Origin of the sequence: Dactylosporangium sp. CA-152071 (assembly GCF_050936335.1) — a bacterium.
GTDB classification, from domain to species: Bacteria; Actinomycetota; Actinomycetes; order Mycobacteriales; family Micromonosporaceae; genus Dactylosporangium; species Dactylosporangium maewongense.
This window is the reverse complement of record NZ_JBNJMZ010000002.1, coordinates 3,762,001-3,774,742: the sequence shown is the minus strand read 5'-3', so window position 1 is coordinate 3,774,742 and position 12,742 is coordinate 3,762,001. Positions and strand designations below refer to the sequence as shown.

Sequence of the window (12,742 nt, the reverse complement as noted above, 5' to 3'; positions counted from 1 at the left end):
GCGAAGATTAGTGCACTCGAAGTGCAAATAGGAGAGGAAAGCGATGGATTTCTCGCTCAGCGACGAGGAGAAGGCGGTCCGGGACACCGCCCGGACCTTCATCCACAAGGAGGTCGAGCCCCTCGAGCAGGAGGTGCTGCGCCGCGAGCGCGAGCACCGGACCGGCCTGGACCGCAGCGAGCTGCGCGAGCTGCAGCTCAAGGCGAAGCAGTTCGGGTTCTGGGGGCTGTCGACGCCGCAGGAGTACGGCGGGATGGACCTGCCGGCGGTGCTGCAGTCGCTCGTCTGGACCGAGGTCGGCCGGTCGTTCGTGCCGTTCCGCTTCGGCGGCGAGGCCGACAACATCCTGTACTTCGCCAACGACGAGCAGCGCCGCGAGTACCTTGTGCCGACCATCGAGGGCGAGCGGATCTCCTGCTTCGCGATCACCGAGCCCGGCGCGGGCTCCGACGCGGCGAACATCAGGTTCACCGCCCGCCGCGACGGCGACGACTGGGTGCTCAACGGCGAGAAGACGTTCATCACCAACGGCAACGACGCCGACTTCACGATCGTCATCGCCGTCACCGACCGCGACAAGGACGTCCGCAAGGGCGGCGCGACCGCGTTCCTCGTCGACCGGGCGATGGGCTGGCGCTCCGAGTTCATCCAGACGATGGGCGAGGGCGGCCCCGCGTCGCTGGTCTTCGACGACGTCCGCGTGCCCGGCCGCAACGTCCTCGGCGAGATCGGGCAGGGCTTCGACCTCGCGATGCGCTGGATCGGCAAGGGCCGCTACATCATCCCCTCGCACGCCCTCGGCATCGCCGAACGCGCGCTGCGCATGGCGATCGAGCACGCCAACACCCGTCACACCTTCGGCCGGCCGATCGGGCAGAACCAGGCGATCCAGTGGATGATCGCGGACTCGGAGGTCGAGCTGGAGGCGGCCCGCTGGCTCGTGCTCCGCGCCGCGTGGACCGTCGACCAGGGGATCGACCCGCGCCACACGTCGTCGATGGCCAAGCTGTACGGCGCGAACATGGTCAACAACGTCGTCGACCGGGTCATGCAGATCCACGGCGGCATGGGGTACACCCGCGAGCTGCCGATCGAGCGCTGGTACCGCTCCGTGCGGCTCCTGCGCATCTTCGAGGGCACCGACGAGATGCAGCGCATGATCATCGCGCGGGACCTGCTGCGCGGCTACACCCAGATCGGCGGGCACCTCGCATGAGCGGCCAGCGAAGCGGCTCGGGCCGCTCGTCATGGATGCAGTGTTGGGTCAGGCCGACGCCGGAGGCGGCGGAATGACCGCGACGCTGTCCGTCGCGGCGATCCTTGCCGAGTCGTCTCGCCGGTACCCGCGGCGCACGGCCGTCGTGGACGGGGACCTCCGGGTCACGTACGCCGACCTGTGGCGCGAGGCGCTGACCGTCGCGGGCGCCCTGCGGGACCTCGGGGTGCGGCCCGGCGACCGGGTCGCGCTGCAGTGCCCGAACACGGTGGACTTCCCGCGGGCGTACTACGGCATCCTCGCCCTCGGCGCCGTCGTCGTGCCGGTGCACCTGCTGCTGACGCCCGCGGAGGTGGCGTACACGCTGCGGGACAGCGGCGCGCGGCTGCTCGTCGCGCACCCGGCCGTCGCCGCCGGGGACTTCGACATCCCGGTCGCGGCGCCGTCGTCGCTCCTGGACGCCGGACCGCTGCGCTCCTACGTGTCGCGGGATCCGTCGGACCCGGCGGTCGTGCTGTACACCAGCGGCACCACCGGACAGCCGAAGGGCGCCGTGCTGTCCCACCTGAACCTCGTCATGAACGCGACCGTCAACGTCTTCGACGCCAACGACGCCCGCCCCTCCGACGTGGTGCTCGGGTGCCTGCCGCTGTTCCACACGTTCGGGCAGACCGTCGGCATGAACGGCACCTTCCGCCTCGGCGCCACCCTCGTCATGCTGGCCCGCTTCACGGGCCCGGCGGCCCTCGACCTCATGGTGGCCGAGGGCGTGGACGTGTTCCACGGCGTGCCGACCATGTACCTGGCGCTGCTCGACGCCGCCGCGGGACGGACCGACCTGCCAAGGCTGCGGCTGTGCATCTCGGGTGGCGCGTCGCTGCCGGTCGCGGTGCTGGAGCGGTTCAACGAGGCCTTCGCGACGTCGATCTTCGAGGGGTACGGGCTGTCGGAGACCTCACCGACCGCCACCACCAACCAGCCGCACTTCGGCACGCGGGCCGGCACCGTCGGCCACGCGGTCTGGGGCGTGGAGGTCCAGGTCGCCGACGCCGCCATCGACGAGCGGATCGAGCTGCTGCCGTCCGGCGCGCTCGGCGAGCTCGTCGTGCGCGGGCACAACGTCTTCTCCGGCTACCTCGACCGGCCCGGGGACACCGCCCTGGCGGTCGTGGACGGCTGGTTCCGCACCGGCGACCTGGGCACGGTCGACGAGGACGGGTTCGTCACGATCGTCGACCGGAAGAAGGACCTCGTGATCCGGGGCGGGTTCAACGTGTACCCGCGGGAGGTCGAGGAGGTCCTGGCCCGCCATCCCGGGGTCGCGCAGGTGGCGGTGATCGGCGTGCCCGACCCGGTGCACGGTGAGGAGATCTGCGCGGTGGTCGTGCCGGGGTCTCCCGCGCCGTCGGGGGACGAGCTCATCGCCTGGTCGAAGGAGCGTCTCGGCCGGCACAAGTACCCGCGCCAGGTCAGGTTCGTGGAGTCGCTGCCGCTCGGCCCGAGCCACAAGGTCCTGAAACGGGAACTGCGCAAGGCCGTCGTTGCCTCTTCCATTGGTGTTACCGAGGCGTAACACTGGCTGGCATGGTTAGTGCATCGACCGTGCAGAAAGTTTCGTTGCGAGGCCGGGACGCCGACCGTGCCGCCGTCGCCGCCCTGCTGACCGCCGCGGCCGCTGGGCACGGCGGCGCCCTCGTCGTCGCCGGCCCGGCCGGCATCGGCAGGACCGCCCTGCTCGCGGACGCCCCTGACGATGCCGCCGTCGCGCTGGCGGTGACCGGCTGCCCGGCGGAGGCGGCGCTGCCGTACGCCGGCCTGCACCGCCTGCTCGCCGGCTGCCCGCCGTCCCACCGCCCACCGCTCGACGGGCGCCCGCCGCATCCGGCGTCGCGCGATGGCTGCCGACCGGCTTCCGCTTCGGGTTTGGCGCTGGCTTCGGCTTCGAGGCTGGGCTCGGCGCCGGGTTTGGGGCGCGGGGATGCGGGCCGGCAGGGCGGCGCGGTGCCGGACCAGCTTGCCGCGGGGATGGCGACCCTGGCCGCGCTGCGGGCCCTGGCGGCGAAGGCGCGCGGACCCGTGCTGTGCCGGATCGACGACGCTCAGTGGCTGGACAAGCCGTCGCTGGACGCCCTGGCGGTGGCGGCCCGGCGGGCGGGCGGGGACCGGATCGCGTTCCTGTTCGCGCTGCGCGACACCCCCGCGTGCCCGGGCGCCGAGGCGTCCCTCGCCGGCCTGCCGGTCCGGCGGCCGGCGCCCCTGGACCTGCGCGACAGCCGCGACCTGCTCACCGCCGCCCTGCCCGACCTCGCCGGCGACGTGGCGGGCGTCCTGGCCGGGATGGCGTCCGGCAACCCCCGCGCCCTCGCCGAGCTGGCCGCCGCCCTCACTGCCGAGCAGCGCCGCGGGCAGTCCGCCCCGCCCGCCACGCTGCCCCGGGACAGCCCGCTGCGCCGCGAGTACCGCGCCGTGCTCCGCACCCTGCCCGCGCCGACCCGCCGCGCCCTGCTGCTGGCCGCCACCGCGGCGCTCACCGGCGCCCAGGACCCCACCGCCGGCGCACCCACCTGCCCCGTCGCCCCGCTGCTCGCCGCCGGCCACCACCCCGCCGACCTCACCCCCGCCGAAGACGCCGAGCTCATCCACATCGACGCCGACCTCATCCGCTTCGCGCCGCCCCTGTTCGCCCAGGTCCTCTACGCCGAGGCCACCCTCACCGACCGCCACACCGCCCACCACCGCCTCGCCGCCCTGACCCTCGCCCCGCCACCCGCCCCAACCTGCAGCGGGCCGCCACCCGCCCTGACCTCCAGCGGGCCGCCACCCGCTCCAACACTCGCCGCGCCGTCACCGGTCGCCACTCCGCCAGCGCCGCCACCCGTCGCCACGCCCACCGCTTCCACGTCCGAAGCGGCCCCGCCCGCCACCGCGGCTGCCGTGACGCCGTTCCGCACATCCACCGCGCCGCCAGCCGCTTCCACGTCCGCTGCGCCGCCAACGGTCGCTGGTTCGGCCGCGCCGCCATCCGCCGTGACGCCGTCCGATTCCACGTCCGCAGCGCCGCCGCCCGACTTCACGTCTGCTGCGATGCCGTCCGCTTCCGCGTCTGTTGCGGCGCCGGCCGATTCCACGGCCGCTGCGGCGCTCGGCGTTCTGACTGCCGCGTTGCACCGGGCCGCTGTCGCCGACGGGTTGGACGATGCGTTGGCCGGTACACTCGCCGCCGCCGCTGAAGGAGTCCCGCCGGCGCTCGCGGCCACGGCGCTGCGGCATGCGGCGGTGCTCACCAGCGGGGCGGTGCTGGCGGCCGAGCGGACCCTGGCGGCGGCCCGGCTCGCGTGGCGGGGCGGGGAGCCGCACCAGGCGAGGATGCTGCTGCGGTCGGTGTTCGGGCCGGGGGTGCCGGAGCACCTGCATGCGGAGCGGGAGCTGCTGCTCGGCGAGATCGACCTGCGCACCGGGGCGAGCGGCGGGGAGCAGCACACCCTCATCGCCGCGGCGGGGCGGCTCATCGCGCGCGACCGGCAGCGCAGCCTCGGGGCGCTCATGCTGGCCGGGGAGGCGCTGCTCGCCACCGGGCGGCACGACCAGTTCGGCGCGCTCGCCGAGCGGGCGCTGCGGCTGAGGAGGCCCGGCGACCCGGCCGGCGCCGTGCTGCTCTTCGAACATCTCACCGGGCTCGCCGCGATCTTCGCCGGTGAGCCGGCGCGGGCCGGTGAGCCGATGCGGCGGGTCCTGCACCTGGCCGCCGCGGTCGACGACCCGCCGACGCTGGTCCGCGCGGCCGGCGCAGGGATCCTGATCGGCGAGGACCAGCAGGCGTACCGGCTCGCGGTCCGCGCCGCCCGGCTCGCAGGCGGGGCCGGCGACCGGGTCACCGTGCCGCACGCGCTCGACCTCGCCGCGACGGCCGCGTTCGCGCTCGGCGACCTGGACCTCGCCGTGGCGACCGCGACCGAGGGGCAGCGGCTCGCCGCCGCCACCGGGCAGGACACGGTCGCCGACAACTGCCGCGGCATGCTCGCCGTCGTGCTCGGCATGCTCGGCGACGGGCCGGCCAGCCAGGCGTGGGCGCGCAGGTGCCGGGCCAGGGCGGGCGTCGACGTCGACAGCCAGGCCCGGGCGATGTGCGTGTGGGCCGCGGCGCTGCTCGACGTCGCGGAGGGCCGGCACGCCGACGCCGCCGGCCGGCTCTGGGGCGTCATGCGCACCGCGGGCGGCCGCGGGCACCTCGGCGTGCAGATCCCCGCGACGCCGACACTGATCGAGGCGGTCGCCCGCTGCGGCGACCGGGCCCCCGCGCGGGAGATCCTGCGCGCGTACGACGTCTGGGCCTCCAGCACCGCGAACCCCACCTGGCTCGCCCTCTCGGCCCGCTGCCACGCCCTGCTCGCCGACACCGACGACGAGGCCGACGACCGCTTCCGCGAGGCGATCCGGCTGCACCTGGCGGGGGACTCGCCGTTCGCCCGGGCCCGCACCGAGCTGCTCTACGGCGAGGAGCTGCGCCGGCGCCGCCACCCGGCCGCGGCCCGCGAGCACCTGCGCCGCGCCCTGGCGACGTTCGAGCAGTTCGGCGCGGTGCCGTGGGCCCAGCGCACCGCCGCCGAGCTGCGGGCCGCCGGCGACCACGTGGCCGCGGCGGCGCCGGAGGACACCAGGGCGGCGCTCACCGCGCAGCAGGCCCGCATCGCGGAGCTGGTCGCGGGCGGCGCCACCAACCGCGAGGTCGCCGAGGTGCTGTTCCTGAGCCCGCGCACCGTCGACCACCACCTGCGCAACATCTTCACCCGGCTCGGCGTCCGCTCCCGCACCGAGCTCGCCAAGGTCGTCTCGTAGGCCGGTGATTTCGCCGATGTCCGGCCGTGCCGCGGGCGCCAGGATGGGCTGACAGCCCGGGTACGCACATCGACGTGCGTGCCCGGGTTTGCGTTTGCTCAAATTTGACGGCGCGGGGGTCAACCGCGCCGGTCTCCGGCGGGTGTTGCCTTCAAGTGGATGCCGGAAGGGGACACGGGGTTGGCCGAGGAAGACGGCTTCGAAGAGTTCTATCGGGGGACCCGGCAACGGGTCATGACATTTCTGTACGCCATGACCGGCGACCGCGTCGAAGCACAGGACGCGGCGCAGGAGGCGTACGTCCGGGCGTGGCAGCGGTGGAGCACCATCCGCGGCTACGACGACCCGGAGGCGTGGGTCCGCACCGTCGGGTACCGGCTGTGCGTGAGCCGCTGGCGCAAGGCCCGCAACGCGATCACCGCCCACCGGCGCCACGGCACCGACGCACCGGCGGAGCCGCCGAGCGAGAACACCGTCGCGCTCGTGCGGGCGCTGCGGCAGCTGCCGGCGGCGGACCGCGAGGCGATCGTCATGCACCACCTGCTGGACCTGACGGTCGTGGACGTGTCCGCCCACACGGGCGTGCCCGCCAACACGATCAAGACGCGGCTCGTCCGGGGTCGCAAGGCGCTCGCCGGGCTGCTCGGCACGGATCTGACGGGGGACTACACCAATGCCTGACCCGCTGTTCCAGACACTGTTCGACGACACCGAAGCGGTCCCGTGGGCGCCGAGCGGCGTCGTGCGTGACCGGGCCCGCGCCCGGACCCGCCGGACCCGGGCCGCGGCCCTCGCGGCCGCGACGGTCGCGGTGGTGATGGTCCTCGGCGGGGTGGCGCTCGCCGGCCGCGGCCCGGAGAGGCACGTCCAGCCCGGCATCTCGCCCACCGCCGCACCGTCGGCGACGCCGTCGCAGCCGGCACCGACGACGCCGGCCGCCCCGTCGACCGGCGCGTCCTCGACGAGCGCGTCGTCGCAGCCCGCCGTCGAGCCGACGGCGATCGTCGACAGCCTGTTCCTGCAGCTCGCCGACGTCGGCGCCGGCTACAAGTGGGCCGCCACGGAGGACTTCGGCGGCGGTGACTGGACCGTCGAGTACGCCTTCTCCGCGCTGCAGTGCACCGGCAGCAGCATGCCGGGCAGCGGCGACCGCAAGGAGAGGACGATGGTCAAAGGCACCGGCCCGAACGCGTCCAGCCTGACTCAGTTCGTGGCCCGGTTCAGGCCCGGCACCGCCGCCCGGTACCTCGACGAGCTCCGTACGAAGATCCCGGCGTGCAAGCCCGCCAACGGCATGTCGATCAAGATCGCCGACCAGCGCTTCGCCGGCCAGGACGCGCTGCGGGTCGAGGTGACGTACGGCGAGGGGTACACGCCCGTCGCGCTGATCGTCGTCCGGCAAGGTGACCTGGTGTCGCAGTTCTCCGCGCGCGCGGCCGACCGCGACCAGGCGGCAGCACTCGCCCGCAGGGCGGCCGAGCGCATGTGCGGCGGCACCCCGGTCTGCTGACCCCGCGACCCGCCCCCGCATCCGGGTGAACCCGGCTTGCGGGGGCGGGCGTGCGTGGCAGGATGCGAACTATGAGCGGCCAGCGGAGCGGCTCGGGCCGCGAGTCGGCATTGCAGGGTGGCGCTCAGGCTGGCGCCGGAGCGCAGCGGAGGTGACAGCATGAGCGGCGTAAGAGTGCTGGTGGGAACACGCAAAGGTGCGTTCGTCCTGACCGCGGACGGCGCGCGACGCGACTGGAGGATCGACGGGCCGCACTTCGGCGGTTGGGAGGTCTACCACGTCAACGGTTCACCCGCGGACCCCGACCGGCTGTGGGCGTCGCAGTCCGGCGGCTGGTTCGGCCAGCTGATCCAGCGCTCCGACGACGGCGGCGCCACCTGGGAGCCGGTCGGCAACGACTTCACCTACGAGGGCAAGGTCGGCGACCACCTCTGGTACGACGGCACCCCGCGCCCGTGGGAGTTCAAGCGGATCTGGCACCTGGAGCCGTCCCGGGACGACCCCGACACGGTCTACGCCGGCGCCGAGGACGCCGCCCTCTTCCGCTCGACCGACGGCGGGCACCAGTGGCAGGAGCTGACGGGCCTGCGCACGCACGAGTCCGGCCCGCGCTGGCAGCCCGGCGCCGGCGGCATGTGCCTGCACACGATCATCCTCGACCCGGTCAACCGGGACCGGATCTTCGTGGCGATCTCGGCGGCCGGGGCGTTCCGCTCCGACGACGCCGGCGCGACGTGGCAGCCGATCAACCGCGGTCTCGTGTCGGGGCAGATCCCCGACCCGGACGCCGAGGTGGGGCACTGCGTCCACCGGCTGGCGATGCACCCGTCCCGCCCAGACGTGCTGTTCATGCAGAAGCACTGGGACGTGCTGCGCACCGACGACGCCGGCGGGCAGTGGCGCGAGATCAGCGGCGACCTGCCGACGGACTTCGGCTTCCCGATCGCGGTGCACGCGCACGAGCCCGAGACGGTCTACGTCGTGCCGATCACCAGCGACTCGGAGCACTACGTGCCCGACGGCAGGCTCCGGGTGTACCGCAGCCGCACCGGCGGCGACGAGTGGCAGCCGCTCGGTAAGGGCCTGCCGCAGGAGCACTGCTACGTCAACGTGCTCCGCGACGCGATGGCCGTGGACACCCTCGACGACTGCGGCATCTACTTCGGCACGACCGGCGGGCAGGTGTACGTGTCGCCGGACGGCGGTGACAGCTGGTCGGCGATCGTGCGGGACCTTCCGGCGGTGCTGTCGGTGGAGGTGCAGACGCTGCCATGATCCGCGTCGTGCTCCCCGCGCACCTGCGGCAGCTGGCGAAGGTCGACGGCGAGGTGCGCTTCGACCTCGACGGGCCGGTCACCCAGCGCCTCGTCCTGGACGCCCTGGAGGAGCGCTTCCCGGTGCTGCGCGGCACCATCCGGGACCGGGCCAGCGGCCGGCGTCGCGCGTTCGTCCGCCTGTACGGCTGCGAGGAGGACCTCTCCAACGAGTCCCCGGACGCGCCGCTGCCGGACCGGGTCGCCAGCGGCAGCGAACCGCTGCTCATCATCGGCGCGATGGCCGGCGGCTGAGTCGGCGCGATGGCCGGGGGCTGACACGGGTGTCCCCGGTGCCCGAACGGACACCGGGGACGTCGTGACGGGTGGGTCAGCAGGCGTTGCTGCGGAAGTCCGACACCGCCAGCCCGGAGAAGCCGCAGGTGTACGGCGTGAACCGGGAGTCCTGGTTGAGCCAGCGCTTGAACCAGGAGACCAGCGCGCGGGACGTCGTCGCGTTCGTCGACTGCGGGAAGAAGTGGCTCGCCCCCGTCAGCTCGACGTACGTCTTCGGCCCGGCCAGGGTCGAGTAGAACGGCAGCGAGTGGCTGGAGACCGGCGCGATGGTGTCGGACTGGCCGCCCACGATCAGGACCGGCTCGCTGACGTTGTTCCACGTCTTGTCGCTGTTCCAGGGCGCGAGCGGCACCCCGGCCTTGACCAGCCCGCTGGTGTCGGCGGCGAGCGCCTCCAGCGTGCCGCCGCCACCCATCGAGTGGCCGGCGACGCCACGGCGGCTGCCGTCGGCGCGGGCCCGCACGGCGGAGGACGAGGAGTTGACGGCCCAGTTCAGCGCGGCGAGGAGCTGGTTGCCGCGGCTGCCGGGCTGGTCGTAGATGCTGTTCGTCTCGATGCCGACGACCACGAAGCCCCACGACGACAGCCGCGGGCCGATCCACGCGAGGCTCGACCAGGTGGCGGTGAACCCGGGCGACACGGCGATCACCGGGTACTTGCCGGAGGCCGTCGGGTAGTACACCCGGCCGCCGCCGAACCCGGAGACCAGGCTGGAGATGCTCTCGGACGTGGTCGCGAAGCTGCCGTTGCCGGTGATGTTGGCGGCGGTGGGTGCCTGGCCGATCTCGTCAGCGACCGCCGGACTGGCGACCGCCGCGACCCCACCACCCATGAGCGTGAGGACGACGGCCAGCCTGAGCAGGATGGTTCGCAACGCTGCACTCCTCTCGAAACACCTTCGTAACTTCGATGGGTGTCAGTGTGTGCAGCTCCCGGCCCCGTCCGTATCGGCGAAATCACCGGTGTTCGCCGGTGAACCTCCGTTCGGCTACCGTACGGACATGATCACCGTCGGCGCCGGGGTCGACCTGCTCGTCGCCGCGTCGGTCCTCGCCGGCGTGCCCCTGGTCCTGCGCGCCGGTCGGGAGCCGGGGCTCCGCCCCGGCAGCCGCGGCCCGGGCTTCTGGCTGGCGCTCACGGTGGCGGCCATCTATCTCAATCAGGCGCTGTTCACGGTGTACGTGCTGCGCGTCCACCGTGGCGACCCGGGCTTCATCGCCCGCCACCTGCCGCCCGGCTGGTTCGACCTCGCCGGCGGTGCGGCGGTGCGGGCCGTCGCGGACGCGTTCCCCGCGCCGGAGGTCCTCGAGTTCAGCGTGCTGCGCGTGCAGGCGTTCCTCGAGCTGCCGTTCGTGATCCTCGCCTACCTGTGCGTGTGCCGGTGGCTGGACCCGGTCCGGGCCAGGGCGCTGACCGCGCCCGCGGTGCTGTGGGCCGCCTGCGTCGCGTACTCCGTGGTGTTCGGGCTCGTCGAGTGGGGGCTGCGCAACCCGTACACGACGGACGACCTCGTGCTGCGGGCCGCCTCCTGCGTCGTGACGGCGGCGCTGCTCACCCGCCGGCCGCCGCGGCTCACCGGCAGGGCGCCGGCGTCGGGGGTGGAGGTGCTCCTCGCGGTCGGGTCCGCCGCGGCGCTCGGCGTGCTGGTGCTGGTGGTGTACGACACCGCGCTGCTCTACAACCTCGGCCACCTGCCGCGCCTGCTGCCGGTCGTGGCCGCGGCGGGTGGCGTCCTCGCGCTCGCCCGCGGGCTGACCCGCCGGGCCGGGACGCCCCGCGAGCCGGGCCCCGGGATCCGCACCGTCGCGGCGGGGCTGGCCTGGTTCGCGGCGCTGTTCTTCGTGCCGGCGCTGCCCATCCGGTACGCCATGGACCTCGGCACCCCGTGGCTCACCGTCGCCGGCGCGTCCGTCGTCGCCGGCGCGGCCCTCGTGGTGACGGTGCGCGACGTGGTGGACCGGGCCGGCGCCGGGCGGTGGCTGGCGCGGATGTCGGTGGCGGTCCTGGCCGGCCTCGCCGCGGCGAGCGCCGCGCTGCTGCCCCCGCCGACCTACCCCGAGGTGCGGATCCTGCTCGCCGCGGCCCTGTTCCTCACCGCGCTGACCGCGGTGTGCGCCGCGACGGACAGGGCCGCCGCGCGGGGTCGATCCCGCACGACGGCCCTGGACTGACCGGCGTTACGCGACGAACTTGACCCGCTGGCGGCGGCGGTACGCGACGAAGAGGAACGCGCCGGCGGCGACGAGCGCGGCACCCGCGCCGGTGAGGACCCAGACGTTCGTGCCGGTGACCGGCAGCTGCGGGCCGGCGCCGGGGGTCGGGGAGCTCGGGACGACCGGGCTCGGGGTGGCCGGGTTGGTGGGCTCCGCGGCGGCGGCGCAGGCCCGGACCAGGTTGAACGTGCCCTGCTGCAGCGGGTAGGTGAGCGCGACGCCGACGGCGAGGGCCCAGCCGGCGGGGGTCTTCAGCCAGCCGCCGCCGTCGACGAGCGACCCGCTGACGCCGGCCGGAGCCGGGCCGGTCGGGAGGGGCAGCTTCTCGGCCTTGCGGTTGGGGAGGGTGTTGGCCGTCAGTTTCTTGGCCAGCGCGGTGGGGTCGTTCTCGACGAACGTGTAGACGCCGTCGGCGTCGAGGACGAGCACGACGAGGTCGTCGTACGTCTGGCCGCCGTTCTTGACGAACAGGAAGATGTACTGCAGGTCCGTCCACCGGCCCTCGGGCTTGTCGAACAGCCAGCCGTCCTTGTCGGCGACGGCCTTGCCGGTGTCGATGCCGGCGCAGCCCTTGGTCGGCGCGGTGGCGGCGTAGACAGGCTCCTCGAACACGAGCGCCGCGCCGGGGAAGTCGATGTCGCCGAGGCCTTCGCCGACCGCGGCGGACGAGGGGGCGGCGAGCCCGCCGACGAGCAGTGCGGTGGCGGCGGCGGCCGAGGCGGCGAGCCTGGCGATTCCCCGGAGCTTCATGCGGTCCTCTTCTGTGATCGACGACGGACCTGGGGAATCTCCCAGCAAACTCCCAGTGCGGCAACACGCACCATTCGGACGCAAGCGGCATACGCCCGCAGGGTGGATCGGCCACCTGGCAGGTCTGACCGAAAGTACGAGCGGCCGGTCAACGCAGCGTGGTGAGCCTGGCCTTGATCCGTTGCAGCAGCGAGAGGCGCGCGACCGGCTGGGCCGGTGCCGTCATCGTGGGGAACGCGCCCTCGTCGACCCGCACCACCGTCCGCGTGGCCGGTGGGACCGGGGCGGTCGGGCGCGGGCCGGCCGGGAGCGCCTCCGGAGGGTGCGCGGTGACCCCGTGGAGCCGGCGCAGCCCGTCACGGACCTCGACCCGGGTCCAGTTGCCGGGGGCCTGGACCGTGTGGTCGAGGAGGTGCTGTTCGTACCAGAGCGACACCTCGGCCGGAGGGGATGCCGTCGCGAACCAGGTCGTGGTGATGTGCCCGCCCGCCGCGGCGTGGGTGCGCAGCGTGTCGAACGGCGTCAGCCCCGGGAAGTGCTCCACCCCCGTCAGCCTAGGCGCGGACCCACTCCCGCGGCTGGATCGACTACGACGCGACGGTTGCCA

11 protein-coding genes are annotated in these 12,742 nt (G+C 74.1%); 8 read left to right on the top strand and 3 right to left on the bottom strand.

Translation table 11 applies throughout. The annotated features are described in order from the left end of the window. Positions 1-43 precede the first annotated feature (43 nt). The 7 genes from ACQEVZ_RS56865 to ACQEVZ_RS56835 all read left to right on the top strand — a co-directional run bounded on the left by ACQEVZ_RS56865 (position 44) and on the right by ACQEVZ_RS56835 (position 9,130). Positions 44-1,216 carry an acyl-CoA dehydrogenase family protein gene (locus tag ACQEVZ_RS56865; protein ID WP_433384656.1) on the top strand — a complete coding sequence of 391 codons (1,173 nt, stop codon included), beginning with the start codon at positions 44-46 and terminating at the stop codon, positions 1,214-1,216. A 73-nt stretch (positions 1,217-1,289) separates the two neighbouring features. Next, a complete protein-coding gene (locus tag ACQEVZ_RS56860; RefSeq protein WP_433384653.1) occupies positions 1,290-2,789 on the top strand; it encodes a long-chain-fatty-acid--CoA ligase in 1,500 nt (499 codons plus the stop codon). A gap of 11 nt (positions 2,790-2,800) precedes the next feature. Then, complete coding sequence (locus ACQEVZ_RS56855; RefSeq protein WP_433384650.1) at positions 2,801-6,052, top strand: LuxR C-terminal-related transcriptional regulator; 3,252 nt, start codon at positions 2,801-2,803, stop codon at positions 6,050-6,052. 180 nt (positions 6,053-6,232) lie between these two features. Next, positions 6,233-6,733, top strand: a complete 501-nt coding sequence (locus ACQEVZ_RS56850) for a SigE family RNA polymerase sigma factor (RefSeq protein ID WP_433384647.1) — start codon at positions 6,233-6,235, stop codon at positions 6,731-6,733. Next, positions 6,726-7,562, top strand: a complete 837-nt coding sequence (locus ACQEVZ_RS56845; RefSeq protein ID WP_433384644.1) for a hypothetical protein — start codon at positions 6,726-6,728, stop codon at positions 7,560-7,562. The genes ACQEVZ_RS56850 and ACQEVZ_RS56845 overlap by 8 nt, the downstream gene beginning before the upstream one ends. Positions 7,563-7,721: 159 nt before the next feature. Further along, a complete protein-coding gene (locus tag ACQEVZ_RS56840; protein ID WP_433384641.1) occupies positions 7,722-8,837 on the top strand; it encodes a WD40/YVTN/BNR-like repeat-containing protein in 1,116 nt (371 codons plus the stop codon). Continuing rightward, positions 8,834-9,130 carry a MoaD/ThiS family protein gene (locus tag ACQEVZ_RS56835; RefSeq protein ID WP_344501932.1) on the top strand — a complete coding sequence of 99 codons (297 nt, stop codon included), beginning with the start codon at positions 8,834-8,836 and terminating at the stop codon, positions 9,128-9,130. Before ACQEVZ_RS56840 ends, ACQEVZ_RS56835 begins: the two co-directional genes overlap by 4 nt. A 76-nt stretch (positions 9,131-9,206) precedes the next feature. Here the strand turns inward: ACQEVZ_RS56835 and ACQEVZ_RS56830 are convergent, their stop codons facing one another. Then, complete coding sequence (locus ACQEVZ_RS56830) at positions 9,207-10,046, bottom strand: alpha/beta hydrolase family protein (RefSeq protein WP_344501933.1); 840 nt, start codon at positions 10,044-10,046, stop codon at positions 9,207-9,209. 127 nt (positions 10,047-10,173) lie between these two features. On the opposite strand from ACQEVZ_RS56830, the gene ACQEVZ_RS56825 reads away from it, so the two are divergent. After that, positions 10,174-11,343: a hypothetical protein gene (locus ACQEVZ_RS56825; RefSeq protein WP_433384637.1), complete on the top strand. Its 1,170-nt coding sequence runs from the start codon at positions 10,174-10,176 to the stop codon at positions 11,341-11,343. A gap of 6 nt (positions 11,344-11,349) precedes the next feature. Here the strand turns inward: ACQEVZ_RS56825 and ACQEVZ_RS56820 are convergent, their stop codons facing one another. Both ACQEVZ_RS56820 and ACQEVZ_RS56815 read right to left on the bottom strand, forming a co-directional pair. Beyond that, positions 11,350-12,135 (bottom strand): LPXTG cell wall anchor domain-containing protein, encoded by a 786-nt coding sequence (locus ACQEVZ_RS56820; protein ID WP_433384634.1) that lies wholly within the window; start codon positions 12,133-12,135, stop codon positions 11,350-11,352. 148 nt (positions 12,136-12,283) lie between these two features. After that, positions 12,284-12,679, bottom strand: coding sequence for a hypothetical protein (locus ACQEVZ_RS56815; RefSeq protein WP_433384631.1), 396 nt, complete (start codon positions 12,677-12,679; stop codon positions 12,284-12,286). Positions 12,680-12,742 lie beyond the last annotated feature (63 nt).